At 62.8% G+C, this 17,357-nt stretch carries 18 protein-coding genes; 14 read left to right on the top strand and 4 right to left on the bottom strand.

Going from position 1 to position 17,357, the window contains the following annotated elements; all coding sequences use genetic code 11:
• The 3 genes from rfaD to cysM all read left to right on the top strand — a co-directional run bounded on the left by rfaD (window position 1) and on the right by cysM (window position 2,603).
• Window positions 1–993 carry an ADP-glyceromanno-heptose 6-epimerase gene (gene rfaD / locus BG60_RS21005; protein ID WP_008342370.1) on the top strand — a complete coding sequence of 331 codons (993 nt, stop codon included), beginning with the start codon at window positions 1–3 and terminating at the stop codon, window positions 991–993.
• Between the two features lie 75 nt (window positions 994–1,068).
• Window positions 1,069–1,443 carry a ComEA family DNA-binding protein gene (locus BG60_RS21000; RefSeq protein WP_008342369.1) on the top strand — a complete coding sequence of 125 codons (375 nt, stop codon included), beginning with the start codon at window positions 1,069–1,071 and terminating at the stop codon, window positions 1,441–1,443.
• A 257-nt stretch (window positions 1,444–1,700) separates the two neighbouring features.
• Window positions 1,701–2,603 carry a cysteine synthase CysM gene (gene cysM, locus BG60_RS20995; protein ID WP_034472705.1) on the top strand — a complete coding sequence of 301 codons (903 nt, stop codon included), beginning with the start codon at window positions 1,701–1,703 and terminating at the stop codon, window positions 2,601–2,603.
• 73 nt (window positions 2,604–2,676) lie between these two features.
• Here cysM and mltB read toward each other — a convergent pair whose 3' ends face one another.
• Window positions 2,677–3,849 (bottom strand): lytic murein transglycosylase B, encoded by a 1,173-nt coding sequence (gene mltB / locus BG60_RS20990; RefSeq protein WP_008342366.1) that lies wholly within the window; start codon window positions 3,847–3,849, stop codon window positions 2,677–2,679.
• A 308-nt stretch (window positions 3,850–4,157) separates the two neighbouring features.
• Between mltB and BG60_RS20985 the strand changes: the two genes are divergently transcribed.
• Window positions 4,158–5,081, top strand: a complete 924-nt coding sequence (locus BG60_RS20985; RefSeq protein ID WP_034472703.1) for a histone deacetylase family protein — start codon at window positions 4,158–4,160, stop codon at window positions 5,079–5,081.
• Here the strand turns inward: BG60_RS20985 and BG60_RS20980 are convergent.
• Entirely contained in the window at window positions 5,078–5,959 is an 882-nt protein-coding gene (locus BG60_RS20980) for an alpha/beta hydrolase (protein ID WP_034472700.1), read from the bottom strand. The two genes, BG60_RS20985 and BG60_RS20980, sit on opposite strands and share 4 nt — an antisense overlap.
• A 164-nt stretch (window positions 5,960–6,123) precedes the next feature.
• Here BG60_RS20980 and BG60_RS20975 point away from each other — a divergent pair, with 164 nt between their 5' ends.
• The 6 genes from BG60_RS20975 to BG60_RS20950 all read left to right on the top strand — a co-directional run bounded on the left by BG60_RS20975 (window position 6,124) and on the right by BG60_RS20950 (window position 12,368).
• Window positions 6,124–7,158 carry a methionine ABC transporter ATP-binding protein gene (locus tag BG60_RS20975; RefSeq protein ID WP_008342360.1) on the top strand — a complete coding sequence of 345 codons (1,035 nt, stop codon included), beginning with the start codon at window positions 6,124–6,126 and terminating at the stop codon, window positions 7,156–7,158.
• On the top strand, window positions 7,148–7,801 hold the full coding sequence (locus BG60_RS20970; RefSeq protein ID WP_008342358.1) for a methionine ABC transporter permease: 654 nt from the start codon (window positions 7,148–7,150) through the stop codon (window positions 7,799–7,801). The genes BG60_RS20975 and BG60_RS20970 overlap by 11 nt, the downstream gene beginning before the upstream one ends.
• A gap of 14 nt (window positions 7,802–7,815) precedes the next feature.
• Window positions 7,816–8,610: a MetQ/NlpA family ABC transporter substrate-binding protein gene (locus tag BG60_RS20965; protein WP_008342356.1), complete on the top strand. Its 795-nt coding sequence runs from the start codon at window positions 7,816–7,818 to the stop codon at window positions 8,608–8,610.
• Window positions 8,611–8,785: 175 nt separating this feature from the next.
• On the top strand, window positions 8,786–9,535 hold the full coding sequence (locus BG60_RS20960) for an electron transfer flavoprotein subunit beta/FixA family protein (protein ID WP_034472697.1): 750 nt from the start codon (window positions 8,786–8,788) through the stop codon (window positions 9,533–9,535).
• A 2-nt stretch (window positions 9,536–9,537) separates the two neighbouring features.
• Complete coding sequence (locus tag BG60_RS20955; protein WP_034472695.1) at window positions 9,538–10,473, top strand: electron transfer flavoprotein subunit alpha/FixB family protein; 936 nt, start codon at window positions 9,538–9,540, stop codon at window positions 10,471–10,473.
• Between the two features lie 104 nt (window positions 10,474–10,577).
• Complete coding sequence (locus BG60_RS20950; protein ID WP_034472693.1) at window positions 10,578–12,368, top strand: acyl-CoA dehydrogenase; 1,791 nt, start codon at window positions 10,578–10,580, stop codon at window positions 12,366–12,368.
• Window positions 12,369–12,427: 59 nt separating this feature from the next.
• On the opposite strand, the gene BG60_RS20945 is transcribed toward BG60_RS20950, so the two are convergent.
• The gene (locus BG60_RS20945) at window positions 12,428–13,720 is read right to left on the bottom strand and encodes a D-amino acid dehydrogenase (protein ID WP_034472691.1); all 1,293 of its coding nucleotides are present in this window, start codon (window positions 13,718–13,720) and stop codon (window positions 12,428–12,430) included.
• A 132-nt stretch (window positions 13,721–13,852) separates the two neighbouring features.
• Here BG60_RS20945 and BG60_RS20940 point away from each other — a divergent pair, with 132 nt between their 5' ends.
• Window positions 13,853–14,341: an Lrp/AsnC ligand binding domain-containing protein gene (locus tag BG60_RS20940; protein WP_008342349.1), complete on the top strand. Its 489-nt coding sequence runs from the start codon at window positions 13,853–13,855 to the stop codon at window positions 14,339–14,341.
• Between the two features lie 68 nt (window positions 14,342–14,409).
• The gene (locus BG60_RS20935) at window positions 14,410–15,537 is read left to right on the top strand and encodes a PA0069 family radical SAM protein (RefSeq protein WP_034472689.1); all 1,128 of its coding nucleotides are present in this window, start codon (window positions 14,410–14,412) and stop codon (window positions 15,535–15,537) included.
• 4 nt (window positions 15,538–15,541) lie between these two features.
• On the opposite strand, the gene BG60_RS20930 is transcribed toward BG60_RS20935, so the two are convergent.
• The gene (locus BG60_RS20930) at window positions 15,542–16,045 is read right to left on the bottom strand and encodes a TM2 domain-containing protein (protein ID WP_034472686.1); all 504 of its coding nucleotides are present in this window, start codon (window positions 16,043–16,045) and stop codon (window positions 15,542–15,544) included.
• A 240-nt stretch (window positions 16,046–16,285) separates the two neighbouring features.
• Between BG60_RS20930 and rpsP the strand changes: the two genes are divergently transcribed.
• Together rpsP and rimM are read left to right on the top strand one after the other, a co-directional pair.
• A complete protein-coding gene (gene rpsP, locus BG60_RS20925) occupies window positions 16,286–16,540 on the top strand; it encodes a 30S ribosomal protein S16 (RefSeq protein WP_008342343.1) in 255 nt (84 codons plus the stop codon).
• A 54-nt stretch (window positions 16,541–16,594) separates the two neighbouring features.
• The gene (rimM, locus tag BG60_RS20920) at window positions 16,595–17,341 is read left to right on the top strand and encodes a ribosome maturation factor RimM (protein WP_034472683.1); all 747 of its coding nucleotides are present in this window, start codon (window positions 16,595–16,597) and stop codon (window positions 17,339–17,341) included.
• Window positions 17,342–17,357: the final 16 nt, after the last annotated feature.

Here is a 17,357-nt window from a genome sequence, read left to right as displayed (position 1 = left end):
ATGACCATCATCGTTACCGGTGCAGCCGGCTTCATCGGCAGCAATATCGTCAAGGCGCTCAACGAGCGTGGCGAGAATCGCGTGATCGCGGTCGACAACCTCACGCGCGCCGACAAGTTCAAGAATCTCGTCGATTGCGAAATCGACGATTACCTCGACAAGACCGAGTTCGTCGAGCGCTTCAAGCGCGGCGATTTCGGCCGCGTGCGCGCGGTGTTCCACGAAGGCGCCTGTTCGGACACGATGGAAACCGACGGCCGCTACATGATGGACAACAACTTCCGCTACAGCCGCGACGTGATGGACGCGTGCCTCGCGCAGGGCGCGCAGTTCCTGTATGCATCGTCGGCGGCGACATACGGCGGATCGAGCCGTTTCGTCGAAGAGCGCGAAGTCGAGAAGCCGCTCAACGTGTACGGTTATTCGAAGTTCCTCTTCGATCAGATCGTGCGGCAGGTGCTGCCGAAGGCGGAAAGCCAGATCGCCGGCTTTCGCTATTTCAACGTGTACGGCCCGCGCGAAACGCACAAGGGACGCATGGCGTCGGTCGCGTTCCACAACTTCAATCAGTTCCGCTCGGAAGGCAAGGTCAAGCTCTTCGGCGAGTACAACGGCTATGCGGCCGGCGAGCAGACGCGCGACTTCATCTCGGTCGAAGACGTCGTGAAGGTGAATCTGTTCTTCTTCGATCATCCGGAGAAGTCGGGCATTTTCAATCTCGGCACCGGGCGCGCGCAGCCGTTCAACGACATCGCGTCGACGGTCGTGAACTCGCTGCGCGCGTTGAACGGCGAAGCGGCGCTCTCGCTCGCCGAACTCGTGCAGCGCGGTCTGATCGAGTACGTGCCGTTCCCCGACGCGCTGCGCGGCAAGTACCAATGCTTCACGCAGGCGGACCAGTCGAAGCTGCGCGCAGCCGGTTACGACGCCTCGTTTCTTACGGTTCAGGAAGGTGTCGATCGCTACGTGCGTTGGCTATTCGGCCAGCTATAAACGCGCTTCGAGCCTCTCTAAACTGGGTCTCACGGTTGGCGCTGGTGCCGGCCGGTTCTTCACGGAGACTCAGTCATGTTCAAGCAAGCACTCTCGTCGATCGCTGCGTTCGCGCTCATCTTTTCCATCGGTAGCGCGTTCGCGGCCGTCGACGTCAATACCGCCAACTCCGACGCGCTGCGCGGCATCAAGGGCATCGGTCCGGCGAAGGCGAAAGCCATTCTCGATGAACGTCAGGCGCACGGTCCGTTCAAGGACGCGAGCGATCTCGGCACGCGCGTCAAAGGCATGGGCGGCAAGACCGTCCAGCGTCTGGAAGCGGAAGGACTGACAATCGGCGCAACGACGAAGACCGCGGCCGTCGCCGCACCGCCTGGCGGCGCGAACTCGGCTGTCGCGACGCCGGTTTCGGCGTCCGCATCAGCTAAACCGGTCATTGTGAAGAAATAAGCACGGCCCGGAGGCGCGCCCTGGTGCGCGGCGCGCCATCGATCTCCTTCAGCCTTCGGATGTCTTGGGCTCCCCGCGGACGGCCTCCTCGCGGGGCTTTTTGCATGCGCGGACGGCGCGCGCGAGCGGCATTCCATCCGTGCAGCAGGGATGCGCCGGCATCGGCGGAACCGGTGGGCTACAATCGACGAATCCCTATATCAAAATCCGCGCGGAAAGGCAGTGTCGTCCGCGGGGAATCCGAATCGGCTCCGCATATGGCTTACATGACTATCGAAGACACGATCGGCAACACGCCGCTCGTGCAACTCGTCCGCATCGTCGACGATGAAATTCGCAGCCGCAACAACGTCGTGCTGGGCAAGCTCGAAGGCAACAATCCGGCGGGATCGGTGAAGGACCGGCCGGCGCTGTCGATGATCAGGAAAGCTGAAGAGCGCGGCCGCATCAAGCCGGGCGACACGCTCATCGAAGCGACGAGCGGCAACACCGGCATCGCGCTCGCGATGGCCGCCGCAATGCGCGGCTACAAGATGGTGCTGCTGATGCCGGAAGATCTGTCGATCGAGCGCCGCCAGAGCATGGCCGCGTATGGCGCCGAAATCGTGCTGACGCCGGTGACGGGCGGCATGGAATACGCACGCGATCTCGCCGATCAGATGCAGCGTGACGGCAAAGGCATCATTCTCGATCAGTTCGCGAACCCGGACAATCCGCTCGCGCATTACGAAGGCACGGGCCCGGAGCTGTGGCGTCAGACCGAAGGCCGCCTTACGCACTTCGTCTCGTCGATGGGCACGACGGGCACGATCATGGGCGTGTCGAAGTATCTGAAAGAGCAGAACGAAAAGATCGAGATCATCGGCGCTCAGCCGGAAGAAGGCTCGCGCATTCCGGGCATCCGCAAGTGGCCGGAAGCCTATCTGCCGAAGATTTTCGATCGCAGCCGCGTGGATCGCGTGGAGAACGTAAGTCAGGCGGCCTCCGAAGCGATGGCGCGACGCCTCGCATCGGTCGAAGGCATTTTCGCGGGCATTTCGTCGGGCGGCGCGTGCGAAGTGGCGCTGCGCATCGCGCGCCAGGTGGAGAACGCGACGATCGTGTTCATCGTCTGCGATCGCGGCGATCGTTATCTTTCGACGGGCGTGTTCCCGGCGTGATGCCGCGCATCCTGATCGCGCAATGAGAGAACCCCGGCGAGCCGGGGTTTTTTACGTCTGTAGCGGACAAACGTCACTGCGAATTCGCGCCCGTGTCGCCCGCGACCATGCGCGCCTTGACCGCTTCGCCAAGCTGATACACCGCGAGCGCGTAGAAGAAGCTGCGGTTGTAACGCGTCAGCACGTAGAAGTTCTTCAGCCCGAGCGTGTATTCGGTCGCGCGGCCGGGCGTGGGCAAATCGACGACGGTGAGCGGCGTCGGCGCTTCTGCGTCGATATTCAAGCCCGGCTCGTTGAGCAGCATGCCGGCCTTCGTCAGTTGCGCGAGCGACCATTTCGGTTCCGGCGCGCCATCGGCGGCGGCCTGCGCGATGCCCTGACTGCCGACATCGCCGGCGATCCGCCACACGACCGGCCGGCCCGGTTCCCAGCCGTTCTGCTTCAGATAGTTCGCCACACTGCCGATGGCGTCTGCCGGGCTCGTGCGCAGATCGATGCGGCTGTTGCCGTCGTAATCGACCGCGTATTGCACGATGCTGCTCGGCAGGAACTGCGGAATCCCGATCGCGCCCGTGTATGAACCGAGGACGGTCGTCGGATCGATCTGCGAATCGCGCGTCCACACGAGCAGGTCTTCGAGATTCTTGCGGAACGTCGCCATGCGCTCGACGCGGTTCGGCGTGTTCGGGTAATCGAAGGTGAGCGTGGTCAGCGCGTCGAGCGCGCGGAAGTTGCCCATGTACTTCCCGTAGATCGTCTCCACGCCGATGATTCCGACGATCACCTCCGGCGGCACGCCGAATTGCTCGGACGCGCGCTGCAGCGTCGCCTGATTCGCGCGCCAGAACTTCACGCCCGCGTTGATGCGAACCGGCTCGATGAAACGCCCCTGGTACGCGCGCCAGTTCTTGGCCTGCGGCGTGGGCGAAGGCAACACCAGTTTCGCCGCGGTCGCCGAATAGCTCACGCGCGCAAACAGATCGTGCAGCGCGGACGAATCGAAGTCGTAGCGCGCGACCATGTCATTGATGAACGCATCGACATTCGGATTGTTCGCGTAGCGCTGCGGCACGATCTCTTCTTCGAACACCTGCCCTTGCGGCGTCGCGGCCTGCGGCTGCTGCGACTGCGCAAAGGCACTGTTCCCGGAGAGAAAGCCGAGCGCGCAGACGAGGGAAGCAACGAGTGCGCGCTTTGCCGGCCTGGATGAAGCCGTGAAGACGAACGGAGCAAACTGGAAAGTCATAGTGTGCGTGGTTGGGGGCGGTTGGGGCGATGCCGGATGCGCGAGTGGCCAAAAACGCCTGTGAAGTCGAATCGATGCAACGATTCTCAACGGAACGCAACAGCCTGCAACATGCCGCGCGCAATCGCTCGGCCGGCAAGGCGTCGGGGCAGTATAACCGACGCTTCGCGCCCATATCGGCCATGTGCCCGGGCGAGGGCGGCCGTGCCGGACGGTGTGGTAACTTAACGTCAATTACGCGACAAGTGGTCGCGTATGACGAAAAAATACGAGACGAGAGCCGACGACAAGCGGCATTGCGAGACATCATGGCCACCGGCTTCTACTCCCACCTCGACTGCCTCCAGCACGACAACGGCCAATGGCATCCCGAGTGTCCGGCGCGCCTGCAGGCGATCGAAGACCAGCTGATCGCGAGCCGGATCGATTCGCTCATCGAGCGCGAGGAAGCGCCGCTCGCCGACGAAGCCGACCTCGCGCGCGTGCATACGCAGGCGCACATCGACTACATCAAGAGCCGCACGCCGGAATCGGGCCGAAGCGAACTCGACCCCGATACGTCGATGTGCCCCCAGTCCTACCGCGCGGCATTGCGCGCGGCGGGCGCGGCGGTCGCGGCCACCGATGCCGTCATCGAAGGCCGTTACGACAACGCGTTTTGCAGCATCCGGCCGCCGGGCCATCACGCCGAGCCCGCGCGCGCGATGGGCTTCTGCCTCTTCAACAACGTCGCGATCGCCGCGCGGCATGCGCTGGAAGTGCACGGCCTGCAGCGGGTCGCGATCGTCGATTTCGACGTGCATCACGGCAACGGCACCGAAGCCGCGTTCAGCGGCGATTCGCGCGTGCTGATGTGCAGTTTCTTCCAGCATCCGTTCTATCCGTTTTCCGGCGCCGACAATCACGCGGCGAACATGGTCAACGTGCCGCTCGCCGCGCGCACTAAGGGCATGCAGGTGCGCGAGGTCGTCGACATGATGTGGCTGCCGCGGCTCGAAGCGTTCAAGCCGCAGATGATCTTCGTCTCGGCCGGCTTCGATGCGCATCGCGAAGACGACATGGCGAACATGGGTCTTGTCGAGGACGATTACGCGTGGATCACCGAGCAGATTCGCGGCGTCGCGAAGCGCCACGCGCAAGGGCGCATCGTGAGTTGTCTCGAAGGCGGCTATAACCTGTCGGCGCTGGGCCGCAGCGTCGTTGCGCATCTGCGGGTGCTGGCGGAAATCTAGCGGGCGCGAGCGCGCGCGTAGTCCGCGCGCACGAGCGTCCAGTCGATCAGCTCGCGGATCACGCGCTCGCGGTCGAGATCGTTGAGCGTTTCGTGGGCGCTGCCTTCGTGGACGATGAGCGTGGTGTCGGTCGATCCCGCGTTGGCTTCGAACTCGCGGCTGCCGGCGGGATCGCAGATCGCGTCCGCGCTGCCGTGAAAGACGAGAAGCGGCAGCTTGATGTCGCCGCGCTTTTCCGCCACGCGCTCCATGCCGGCGAGAATCTGCGCGGCAGTGCGTGCGCAGACGGCTGCGTGATGCACGAGCGGATCGCGCTTGTACGCTTCGACGACGCCCGGCGCGCGCGACAGCAGCGCCGGATCGATGCTGAACGCGGCGACGCGCGGCGCGACCACGCCCACGATGCGGCTCAGTTTGGCCTTCCAGCGCGGCGTGCCCGGTCCGATCTTCAATGCCGGGCTCGACAGGATCAGACCGGCCAGCTTGTTCGCCTGCGCACGCTCGGCGGCGTAGAGCGCCGCGATCGTTCCGCCCATGCTGTGGCCCATCAAAAAGAGCGGCGTGCCGGCGGGCGGCGTGGCCGCGCACGCTTCGAGCAGGACATCGGTGTCGCGCAGATAGTCCGTGAAGACGCGAACCCACGCCCGTTCGCCCGACGACTTCCCGTGTCCGCGCAGATCGATCGCGATCAGTTCGATGCCCGCCGCGTTCAGCGCGGTCGCGAGCGCGTCGTAACGGCCCGCGTGTTCGCCGAGACCGTGGACGAGCGCGATCCGCGCGTTGAGTTCGATGCCCGGCGCGGGGTGCCAGCGATGCAGAAACAGTTCGACGCCGTGTCGCGTCGTGACGGCGCTCGTCGAATAGATAGTGCGTGACATGGCGCAGTAAATATCTCCACGTTATTAGCCGATCTGAAATCATTATTAAACAGAATGTAACGCGTCCTGTAAAATCCCCGCCACGATACAAACAGCTAAGAACGAGCGGCGGCCGGCGGCGCGGGTGGGTTCCACCCGACAAGCCTTCCGCCGTTTGCATTTTCATGATCGAAATACGCAATCTTTCGCAGCGTTTCGCGGGGCCCCGAGGCTGGGTCGAAGCGCTGCACAACGTCAATCTGACGATTCCCGCCGGCGAAGTGTTCGGCATCATCGGGCGCAGCGGCGCGGGCAAGAGCACGCTGGTTCGCACGATCAATCTGCTGACGCGGCCGAGCGAAGGCAATGTGATCGTCGACGGACGCGATCTCACGACGCTCGGCAAGGACGATCTGCGCGCCGCGCGCCGCGACATCGGCATGATCTTTCAGCATTTCAATCTGCTGAGCTCGCGCACGGTGTACGACAACGTCGCGCTGCCGCTCGAACTCGCCGGCAAGAAGCGCGCGGAAATCGAAGCGGCCGTGTTGCCGCTGCTCGATCTCGTCGGCCTCACGACGCACAAGGACAAGTATCCCGCGCAGATCAGCGGCGGACAGAAGCAGCGCGTCGGGATTGCGCGGGCGCTCGCGAGCAAGCCGACAGTGCTGCTCTCCGACGAAGCCACGTCCGCGCTCGATCCCGAAACCACGCGCGCGATTCTCGATCTGCTGCGCAAGATCAATCGCGAGCTCGGGCTCACCATCGTGCTCATCACGCATCAGATGGAAGTGATCAAACAGGTCTGCGATCGCGTCGCGGTGCTCGACGCCGGGCGCGTGGTCGAAGAGGGCAAGGTCGTCGATGTCTTCATGCAGCCGCATCACGAAGTCACGCGCGCACTGATCGGCGACGTGATCGCGCACGAGTTGCCGCCCGCATTGAAGGCACGCGTGATCGAGCGGCTCAAGACCGGCAGCGGTCATTTGCTGCGGCTCGCGTTCACGGGCTCGGGCGTCGATCAGCCGATTCTCTCGGAGACGATCCGCCGCTACGAACTCGATTTCAACATCCTGCACGGCCAGATCGACGAGATTCAGGGGCAGGCGTTCGGCTCGCTCGCGGTGCTCGCGGGCGGTCAGCCGGTGAAGATCGCCGAAGCGATCGAATATTTGCGCTCGCAGGGCGTCGTCGTGGAGGAGTTGTCCCATGTTGAGTGAAATGTTCGACATGTTCGTCCAGTCGTTCTGGGAAACGCTGATCATGGTCGGCATCTCGGGACTCGTCGGCGCGGCGGTCGGTTTGCCGCTCGGCGTGCTGCTCTATCTCACCGATCGCGACGGCGTGCTGCAGAACATCGGCGTGAATCGCGTGCTCGGCGGCATCGTGAATGCGGTGCGCTCGACGCCGTTCATCATCCTTCTCGTCGCGGTGATTCCGTTCACGCGGCTCGTCGTCGGCTCGTCGATCGGCACCGCGGCCGCCGTCGTGCCGCTGACGATCGCCGCTGCGCCGTTCATCGCGCGGCTCGTCGAGACGGCACTGCGCGAAGTGGATCGCGGACTCATCGAAGCCGCGCAGGCAATGGGCGCGACGACATCGCAGATCGTCTTCAAAGTGCTGTTGCCGGAATCGCTGCCGGGCGTCGTCGCTGGATTGACGATCACGTTCGTGTCGCTCGTCGGCTATTCGGCGATGGCGGGCGCGATCGGCGGCGGCGGTCTCGGCGATCTCGGCATCCGCTATGGTTATCAGCGTTTTCTTCCTGAAGTGATGATCACGGTCGTCGTGATTCTCATCGTGTTCGTGCAGCTCGTTCAGTCGTTCGGCGACTGGCTCGTTCGTCGTCTCAGTCACAAATAACCACTCAAGAAACCATGCAACGTCGATTCATTCTGAAGTTCGCCGCCGCGCTGTTGAGCGCAACGCTGTTCAACGGTGCCGCGCACGCCGATGAAGCCATCAAGTTGGGCGTGACCGGCGGCCCGCACGCGCAGATCATGGACGTGGTGAAGCAGGTCGCCGCGAAAAACGGGCTGAAGATCACGGTCGTCGAGTTCTCGGATTACGTGCAGCCGAACGCCGCGCTCGCCGCCGGCGATCTCGATGCGAACAGCTATCAGCATCTGCCGTATCTCGACGCGCAAGTGAAGGATCGCGGCTACAAGCTCGTCAAGGTCGCCGATACGGTGACGTTCCCGATGGGCATCTACTCGAAGAAGCTGAAGTCGCTGTCGGCGCTTGCCAACGGCGCGCGCATCGCGGTGCCGAACGATCCGACCAACGGCGGCCGCGCATTGCTGCTGCTGCAGAAGCAAGGTCTCATCAAGCTGCGCGCGGATGCGGGTCTGAAAGCGACGCCGCTCGATATCGTCGAGAATCCGAAGAAGCTGAAGATCGTCGAACTCGACGCCGCGCAGATTCCGCGCTCGCTCGACGACGTCGATGCCGCCGCCATCAATACGAACTTCGCGATGGAAGCGGGCCTGAAGCCGAAGTCGGACGCGATCGCAATCGAAGATCCACGCGGTCCGTATGTGAACATCATCGCGGTTCGCGCGGCCGACAAGGACAAGCCGTGGGTTGCGAAGCTGATCGCGGCGTATCACTCGCCGGAAGTGAAGCAGTTCATCGAAGGCAAGTACGCCGGCGCGGTGATTACGGCCTGGTAATCGTTTTCATGGTCGGATTCGGGTTTTCGTGGATATAAATAGAACGATCGTTCGATAAAATTCGGCTCATACCTATTGCACGATCGCCGACCCCACCCGCTTTCGGAGGGGTGATCTTACGCGCCACTCGTATAATGGCGCTGGGTTGACGTAATCGTAACTTTGGAGCGTGTGCATGAAAATTCTGGTGCCAGTCAAGCGCGTGGTCGACTACAACGTGAAGGTCCGCGTGAAATCGGATAACACGGGTGTCGATATCGCCAACGTGAAGATGTCGATGAACCCGTTCGACGAAATCGCCGTGGAAGAGGCGGTGCGTCTGAAGGAAGCGGGTGTTGCTACGGAAGTGATCGCCGTATCGTGCGGCGTGACGCAATGTCAGGAAACGTTGCGGACGGCGCTGGCGATCGGTGCGGATCGCGCGATTCTGGTCGAATCCGCCGATGAGTTGCAGCCGCTGGCGGTCGCGAAGATCCTGAAGGCATTGGTCGATCAAGAGAAGCCTGAGCTCGTCATCCTGGGCAAGCAGGCCATCGACGACGACTCGAATCAAACCGGCCAGATGCTCGCTGCACTGGCGGGTCTGCCGCAAGCGACGTTCGCATCGAAGGTCGTCGTTGCCGATGGCAAAGCCACGGTATCGCGCGAAGTCGATGGCGGCGCCGAAACGCTGTCGCTGAAATTGCCCGCAGTCGTCACGACCGATCTGCGTCTGAACGAGCCGCGCTACGTGACGCTGCCGAACATCATGAAGGCGAAGAAGAAGCCGCTGACGACGGTGAAGCCCGCCGATCTCGGCGTCGATGTCGCGCCGCGTCTGAAGACGCTGAAAGTCGTCGAGCCGCCGAAGCGCAGCGCGGGCATCACCGTGCCCGACGTGAAGACGCTGGTCGAAAAACTGAAAACCGAAGCGAAGGTGATCTGAACATGACGATTCTCGTAATTGCAGAACACGACAATGCGTCGATCAAGGCAGCGACGCTGAACACGGTTGCGGCGGCATCGAAGATTGGTGGCGATGTGCATGTGCTGATCGCGGGATCGAACGCGCAGGGCGCGGCGGATGCGGCGGCGAAGATCGCGGGCGTTTCGAAAGTGCTGCTCGCCGATGCGCCGCAACTCGCTGAAGGCTTGGCGGAGAACGTCGAAGCTACGGTGTTGAACATCGCGAAGGATTATTCGCACATTCTGGCTCCGGCGACCGCGTACGGTAAGAACGTCGCGCCGCGTATCGCTGCACACTTGGATGTCGCGCAAATCAGCGACATCACCGCCGTCGATAGCGCCGATACTTTCGAACGCCCGATCTACGCAGGCAACGCCATCGCCACGGTTCAATCGAGCGATGCGATCAAGGTCATCACCGTTCGCGCGACGGGCTTCGATCCGGTTGCGGCGGAAGGCGGCAGCGCAGCGGTCGAGAAGATCGAAGCCGCAGCCGATGCAGGCATCTCGCAGTTCGTGAGCCGTGAAGTGACGAAGCTCGATCGTCCGGAACTGACGAGCGCGCACATCATCGTGTCGGGTGGCCGTGGTCTGGGCAGCGGCGAGAACTACACGAAGACGCTAGAACCGCTCGCCGACAAACTCGGCGCGGCGCTGGGCGCATCGCGCGCGGCAGTCGATGCCGGCTATGTCCCGAACGACTTTCAGGTGGGTCAAACCGGCAAGATCGTCGCGCCGCAACTGTACGTTGCAGTCGGCATCTCGGGCGCGATTCAACACTTGGCCGGCATGAAAGACTCGAAGGTCATCGTCGCGATCAACAAAGACCCCGAAGCGCCGATCTTCAGCGTCGCCGATTACGGTCTCGTCGGCGATCTGTTCTCGGTCGTGCCGGAACTGGTGAAAGAGCTCGGCTAACCGCGCCATGTGAGTCGAACACTCACCACAAAAATAAGAAAGGGCGCGACGAACGTTGCGCCCTTTTTTTGTACCCGAAAATTGAAACAGGAGGAGACAGGACGATGAGCTATCGCGCACCCGTCAAGGACATGTTGTTCGTAGTGAAGGAGCTGGCGGATATCGACCGCATCGCCGCGCTGCCCGGTCACGAAGACGCGGGCTTCGATACGGCGCAGGCCGTCGTCGAAGAAGCCGCGCGCTTTTGCGGCGAAGTAATCGCGCCGCTGAACGTCGAAGGCGATCGCAATCCGAGCGCCTGGGCGAACGGCGACGTCACGACGACGCCCGGCTTCAAGAACGCGTTCCGCCAGTTCGCGGAAGGCGGCTGGCAAGGCGTCGTGCATCCGGCGGACTTCGGCGGACAGGGCTTGCCGAAGCTCATCGCGACGCCGTGCATCGAAGCGCTCAACTCGGCGAATCTCTCTTTCGCGCTGTGCCCGCTGCTCACCGACGGTGCAATCGAGGCGCTCCTCACCGCCGGCAGCGACGAGCAGAAGGCGCGCTATCTGCCGAAGTTCATCGGCGGCGAATGGACCGGCACGATGAACCTCACCGAGCCGCAGGCGGGTTCCGATCTCGCGCTCGTGCGCACGCGGGCCGAGCCGCAGGGCGATGGCACGTACAAGGTCTTCGGCACGAAAATCTTCATCACGTACGGCGAACACGACATGGCGAAGAACATCGTCCATCTCGTGCTCGCGCGCACGCCCGATGCGCCCGAGGGCGTGAAAGGCATCTCGCTCTTTCTCGTGCCGAAGTTCCTCGTCAATGACGACGGCTCGCTCGGCGAGCGCAACGACGTGCATTGCGTGTCGATCGAGCACAAGCTCGGCATCAAGGCGAGCCCGACGGCCGTGCTGCAATACGGCGATCACGGCGGGGCGACCGGGTATCTGATCGGCGAGGCGAATCGCGGCCTCGAATACATGTTCATCATGATGAACGCGGCGCGTTTTGCGGTCGGCATGCAGGGTGTCGCGATCGCCGAGCGCGCGTATCAACAGGCGGTCGCGTACGCGAAGGAGCGCGTGCAGAGCCGTCCCGTCGATGGCAGCGCGAAGGAGCCGGTGACGATCATCCATCACCCCGACGTGCGCCGCATGCTCTCGACGATGCGCGCCTACACCGAAGGCGCCCGCGCGCTCGCCTACGTCGCAGCGTCGCACAGCGATCTCGCGCACGGCCATCCGGACGATGACGCGAGGAAGAGTCATCAGGCGATCTACGAATATCTCGTGCCGATCGTGAAGGGCTTTTCCACGGAAATGTCCGTCGATGTCGCGAGTATCGGCGTGCAGGTGCATGGCGGCATGGGCTACATCGAGGAGACGGGCGCGGCGCAGCATTATCGCGATGCGCGCATTCTGCCGATCTACGAAGGCACGACGGCGATTCAGGCGAACGACCTCGTCGGCCGCAAGACCGTGCGCGATGGTGGCCGTGCGGCGCAAGCGCTGCTCGCGCAGATCGATCAGACGATCGCCGCGCTCGCCGAAGTGGATGGCAAGCCGTTCAAGTCGATGCATCGGCATTTGAGCGCGGGAAGTCTGTCGCTGGCGCGCGCGATCGAGTTCATCGTCGCGAAGTTCAAGAGCGACCCGAACGCGGTGTTCGCGGGCAGCGTGCCGTATCTGCGGCTTGCGGGCATCGTGTTGTCCGGATGGCAGATGGCGCGCGCGATGCTCGTCTCGCAGGTGAAGCGCGCGGAAGACGAGCGCTTTCATTCCGCGAAGATCGCGACAGCCGAGTTTTTCGCGGAGCACATTCTGTCGCTGGCTCCTGGGATCGAGGCGTCCATCGTCAGCGCGAACGGCGGGGAAGGGGTGCTCGCACTCAGCGAAGATCAGTTCTAGAAACGACAAAGCGCCTTCATCGAAGGCGCCTTTGCTTTGCTTTGATGCGACAACGCGAATTACGCGTTCGCGTATCCCGGACGCGTCTTCACGCCGACGTCGCCGAAATAGCGATGCACCGAAAGGTCGTCCGCGCGGATCGCGGGCTGCTTGCCGGACATGAGATCGGCGAGCAATTGGCCGGAGCCGCACGACATCGTCCAGCCGAGCGTGCCGTGGCCCGTGTTCAGGAACAGGTTCGGCACCGGCGTGCGGCCGACGATCGGCGTGCCGTCAGGCGTCATCGGGCGCAGGCCGGTCCAGAACGTGGCGTTCGTGGTGTCGCCGCCGCCCGGGAAGAGGTCGTTCACGCACATTTCGAGCGTTTCGCGACGCGCCGCTTTCAGCTTCTTGTCGTATCCGACAATTTCCGCCATGCCGCCCACGCGGATGCGGTCGTCGAAACGCGTGATCGCGATCTTGTACGTTTCGTCGAGCACGGTCGACACAGGCGCGCGGTTCGCATCGACGATCGGCGCGGTAATCGAATAGCCCTTCAGCGGATAGACCGGAATCTTGACGAGATCGCCGAGCAGTTTCGGCGAATACGAGCCGAGCGCGACGACGTACGAATCCGCCGTCACCAGTTCCTTGCCGCACTGCACGCCGGCGATGCGGCCATTCGCGACGGCGAGCGCGTCGATCGACGTGTTGTAGCGGAACTTGACGCCGAGCGCTTCGGCCATTGCGGCGAGCCGCGTGGTGAACATCTGGCAGTCGCCGGTTTCATCGTTCGGCAGACGCAGACCGCCCGTCAGCTTGTGCGACACGGCGGCGAGCGCGGGTTCGGCCTTCTTGAGTTCGTCGGCGGTGAGCAGCTCGAACGGCACGTTCGCGTCTTTCAGCACGGCGATGTCCTTGCCCGCGCCATCGAATTGCTGCTGCGTACGGAACAGTTGCAGCGTGCCCCCCGTGCGGCCTTCATAGGAAATGCCCGTGTCCGCGCGCAGCGCCTGCAGGCAGTCGCGGCTGTATTCGGCGAGGCGGACCATGCGGCCCTTGTTCACCGTGTAGCGATCTTGCGTGCAGTTACGCAGCATTTGCCACATCCATTGCAACTGATTCATCGTGCCGTCGAGGCGGATCGCGAGCGGCGCGTGCTTTTCGAACATCCACTTCACGGCTTTGAGCGGCACGCCCGGCGCGGCCCACGGCGATGCATAACCGGGAGAGATCTGTCCGGCGTTCGCGAAACTCGTTTCGAGCGCGGGCCCGGCTTCGCGATCGATGACCGTGACTTCGTGGCCGGCGCGAGCAAGGTAATACGCGCTCGTCACGCCGACGACGCCGCTTCCGAGAATAACGATTCGCATGTGATCTCCAATTCGATTTCGCTGGACAGCCGGCCAAACCTGCGACACGCTGTCCGTCTAGTGTTATCGCCTATAGTATTGAGATCAAAGCAGTTTTAGTTATTGTATTTGGTCGATTTTTAGGAAAAAGAAATGCGAACGCAGCGAAATCCGGTCCGCACGCTCGACAAGCTCGACCACAAGATCTTGAACATCCTTCAGGAGGACGGCCGCATCGCGATGAAGGATCTGGCGGAGCGCGTCGGATTGTCCGTGACGCCGTGTATCGAGCGCGTGAAACGCATGGAGCGCGACGGCGTCATCGTCGGCTATTACGCGCGCGTGAATCCGACTGAACTCGGCGCGGCGCTGCTCGTGTTCGTCGAGATCACGCTGGATCACAAAAGCGGCAACATGTTCGAGCAGTTCCGGCGCGAAGTGCAGAAGATTCCCGAAGTGCTCGAGTGTCATCTCGTGTCGGGCGATTTCGACTATCTGATCAAGGCGCGGATCGGCGAAATGGCGGACTATCGCAAGCTGCTCGGCGACATCCTGTTGCAACTGCCGGGCGCGGTTCAGTCGAAGAGCTATGTGGTGATGGAGGAGATCAAGGAGACGCTGAAGATTCTCGTCGAGACGTGATTTTTCGCTTGCGACGAAACGTCGATGCTGTATATTTGTACAGTATCAATCGTTGGATTTTGTCGCAAATGTCATCGCCGGATCGTGAATATCCCGTCGCGCCGCCCGCTCCGTTGAAGGGGCGCGGCGCGGTCACGAACATCCAGGGCCGCTACGAGAAGGACGAGCGCGAGCGCGTCGACGACGGCTGGCTGAACGCCGCGGATGCCGAGGACGAGAGCGCGCCGCCGCTGCGCACGCAGGTGTTCGAAGAGCGCGCCAAAACCATCCTCACGCGCAACAGTTCGCCGGACATTCCGTTCTCCGTATCGCTCAATCCCTATCGCGGATGCGAACACGGCTGCATCTACTGTTTCGCTCGTCCGACGCACAGCTATCTCGGACTGTCGCCCGGCCTCGATTTCGAAAGCCGCATTTACGCGAAGATCAACGCGCCCGAATTGCTCGAACGCGAACTGGCGAAGCCGAACTACGAGCCCGAGCCGATCGCGCTCGGCGTCAACACCGACGCGTATCAGCCGGTCGAACGGGATCTGCAACTCACGCGGCGCGTCATTCAGATGCTGCACGACTGCGGCCATCCGTTCGCGGCGATCACGAAGAGCTCCCTGATCGAGCGCGACATAGACCTGCTCGCGCCGATGGCCGAACGCGGCCAGATGATGGCGGCGATCACAGTCACCACGCTCGATGCCGATATCGCGCGCACGCTCGAACCGCGCGCGGCCACACCTTCGCGGCGTCTGCGCACGATTCGCACGCTCGCGGAGGCGGGCATCCCAGTGGGCGTGAGCATCGCGCCGGTCATTCCGTTCGTGACCGAGCCGGACTTGGAGCGCGTGCTGGAAGCGTGCGCAGAGGCGGGCGCGACGACCGCGAGCTACATCGTGCTGCGTCTGCCATGGGAAGTCGCGCCGCTCTTCAAGGATTGGCTCGCCGCGCATTTTCCCGACCGCGCGGACCGCGTGATGAGCCGCGTGCGCGATATGCGCGGCGGCAAGGATTACGACTCGGATTTCTCGAAGCGCATGAAAGGCGAGGGCCTTTGGGCCGACATGCTGAAACAGCGCTTTCAGAAGGCGACGAAACGTCTTGGGCTTAATGCAAGACAGCGCGGGATTCTCGATATGTCCGAGTTTCAGCGACCGGCGAAACGGCCGCCGCCGCCGGCGAGCCCGCAGCTCGATTTGTTCTGACGTTCTATTGCGACAAAGTCTTCGCGGCTTCGACCTGGCCTTCGAAATAAGTCTGGAACGTGAGCGCGAGACCGGTCATCAGCAGAAATGCGCCGATCAGCAGCGAAAAGATCACGACGAAGATCACGGTCCAACCGGAGCGGCTTTCGCGTCCCGTGTGCGCGTTGAACTGCGCGTCCCACTTGGCGTCCGGGCGCAGGCCGTAGACGAGCGCGGAGAGGAAAGCCGCAAGCAGCGAGATTGACCCGGGAAACGCCAGCGCCCAGCCGAGAATCGACGTGCGCTCCGTTTCGGCGAGCAGCAGATAGCCGAACGCACCCATTACGATACCGACGATATGCGCCCAGCCGTACTTGTCGCGCATTCCATAGAGGTAGAAGCGATGCAGTCCGATATAGCCGAACAGGAACGCCAGCGCGGCGGTCAGCGTTTTCGAGCGGAAGTATGGCGGAACCTGCTTGCCGGCCGGCTTGGAGCCGGATTGCGTGGCGACGGACGAGGAAGTCATCAGCGAAAGCGGTGGTGGATTGAGGCGGACGCCGGTCTGACATTTTACGCCTTCCGCTGAGCACGCCGCCCATGGCACGTTGCCGCATCGGCGTGATTTCCGGTATCTGGCAACGCGCCGAATTCTTGCCGAACTTGGCGTCACATGCAAAAAATGCGTTAAGTGTTTGTTAGGGCGTCGGAATCCGGCTATAATCGCCTGTTCTCGTTGTTCCGAACCCCGGTTTTCAAGGATTTCAGCATGGTCATCATCCGCTTGGCTCGTGGCGGCTCGAAGAAGCGCCCGTTCTACAACATCGTCGCAACCGACTCGCGTAGCCGCCGTGACGGCCGCTTCATCGAGCGCGTGGGTTTCTACAACCCGGTCGCGACCAAGGGCGAATCGCTGCGCATCGCGCAAGATCGCCTGACGTACTGGCAAGGCGTTGGCGCGCAACTGTCGCCGACCGTCGAGCGTCTGGTCAAGCAAGCTCAGCAAGCCCAGCCGGCTGCTTGAGTTCGCTGAGCCGACGCTGTAGTAAACGCTCGAAACCTGCCCAAAGGTTCGCCGATGTCCGCGCGCGATTCTGAATCCGGCCGCGCATCGGAAAACATCGGCCGAACGAAGCCGGGGCAAGATGAAAGTTCCGCCACGTTTGGCGCGTTCGTCCGCAAGCCGGGCGCGCGCCGCGTGGCGGGCGACGTTTCGGGTAGCAACAAAGGCAGCGATAAAGGCAGCATTCAGCCGGAAGCCGCAATCGAGCGGGTCGAGGCTTTGCCCGAAGACGCCGTCGAAGTCGGTTTTATCGCCGATGCGTACGGTCTGAAGGGTTGGGTCAAGATCGTTCCGCACGCGAACGGCAAGCAGGGCGGCGACGCGCTGCTGAGCGCCAAACGCTGGTGGCTCGTCAAAGGCCGCGATCGCAAGTCCGCGCGCTGCCTGCAGTCGAAAGTGCACGCCGATACCATCGTCGCGCGTCTGGCCGGCTGCGATGACCGCGATGCGGCGCTCGCGCTGAAGGGCCATACGGTGAATATCGCGCGTGGCGATTTCCCGAAGCTCGACAGCGACGACGAATTCTACTGGGTCGATCTGATCGGCCTCGATGTCGAAAATGAAGCTGGCGTTGCGCTTGGTCGCGTCGCCGATCTGATCGACAACGGCGCGCATTCCATTCTGCGGATCGAGTATCCGGATACGAACAAGGACGGCGCGCCCGTCACCGGCGAGCGGCTCATTCCGTTCGTCGGCGTATATGTGAAGACGGTGGACCGGGCGGCGAAGCGTATCGTCGTCGACTGGGACGCCGATTATTGAACATCGGCACGTTACG

Source organism: Caballeronia zhejiangensis (assembly GCF_000698575.1).
Taxonomy (GTDB): Bacteria; Pseudomonadota; Gammaproteobacteria; order Burkholderiales; family Burkholderiaceae; genus Caballeronia; species Caballeronia zhejiangensis.
This window is presented reverse-complemented; position numbering and strand designations above follow the sequence as displayed.

What these genes read in the sequence shown, in the direction of transcription:
- rfaD (WP_008342370.1), top strand. Translation starts at nt 1, where the DNA reads ATGACCATCATCGTTACCGGTGCAGCCGGCTTCATCGGCAGCAATATC.
- BG60_RS21000 (WP_008342369.1), top strand. Translation starts at nt 1,069, where the DNA reads ATGTTCAAGCAAGCACTCTCGTCGATCGCTGCGTTCGCGCTCATCTTT.
- cysM (WP_034472705.1), top strand. Translation starts at nt 1,701, where the DNA reads ATGGCTTACATGACTATCGAAGACACGATCGGCAACACGCCGCTCGTG.
- mltB (WP_008342366.1), bottom strand. Translation starts at nt 3,849, where the DNA reads ATGACTTTCCAGTTTGCTCCGTTCGTCTTCACGGCTTCATCCAGGCCG.
- BG60_RS20985 (WP_034472703.1), top strand. Translation starts at nt 4,158, where the DNA reads ATGGCCACCGGCTTCTACTCCCACCTCGACTGCCTCCAGCACGACAAC.
- BG60_RS20980 (WP_034472700.1), bottom strand. Translation starts at nt 5,959, where the DNA reads ATGTCACGCACTATCTATTCGACGAGCGCCGTCACGACGCGACACGGC.
- BG60_RS20975 (WP_008342360.1), top strand. Translation starts at nt 6,124, where the DNA reads ATGATCGAAATACGCAATCTTTCGCAGCGTTTCGCGGGGCCCCGAGGC.
- BG60_RS20970 (WP_008342358.1), top strand. Translation starts at nt 7,148, where the DNA reads ATGTTGAGTGAAATGTTCGACATGTTCGTCCAGTCGTTCTGGGAAACG.
- BG60_RS20965 (WP_008342356.1), top strand. Translation starts at nt 7,816, where the DNA reads ATGCAACGTCGATTCATTCTGAAGTTCGCCGCCGCGCTGTTGAGCGCA.
- BG60_RS20960 (WP_034472697.1), top strand. Translation starts at nt 8,786, where the DNA reads ATGAAAATTCTGGTGCCAGTCAAGCGCGTGGTCGACTACAACGTGAAG.
- BG60_RS20955 (WP_034472695.1), top strand. Translation starts at nt 9,538, where the DNA reads ATGACGATTCTCGTAATTGCAGAACACGACAATGCGTCGATCAAGGCA.
- BG60_RS20950 (WP_034472693.1), top strand. Translation starts at nt 10,578, where the DNA reads ATGAGCTATCGCGCACCCGTCAAGGACATGTTGTTCGTAGTGAAGGAG.
- BG60_RS20945 (WP_034472691.1), bottom strand. Translation starts at nt 13,720, where the DNA reads ATGCGAATCGTTATTCTCGGAAGCGGCGTCGTCGGCGTGACGAGCGCG.
- BG60_RS20940 (WP_008342349.1), top strand. Translation starts at nt 13,853, where the DNA reads ATGCGAACGCAGCGAAATCCGGTCCGCACGCTCGACAAGCTCGACCAC.
- BG60_RS20935 (WP_034472689.1), top strand. Translation starts at nt 14,410, where the DNA reads ATGTCATCGCCGGATCGTGAATATCCCGTCGCGCCGCCCGCTCCGTTG.
- BG60_RS20930 (WP_034472686.1), bottom strand. Translation starts at nt 16,045, where the DNA reads ATGACTTCCTCGTCCGTCGCCACGCAATCCGGCTCCAAGCCGGCCGGC.
- rpsP (WP_008342343.1), top strand. Translation starts at nt 16,286, where the DNA reads ATGGTCATCATCCGCTTGGCTCGTGGCGGCTCGAAGAAGCGCCCGTTC.
- rimM (WP_034472683.1), top strand. Translation starts at nt 16,595, where the DNA reads ATGTCCGCGCGCGATTCTGAATCCGGCCGCGCATCGGAAAACATCGGC.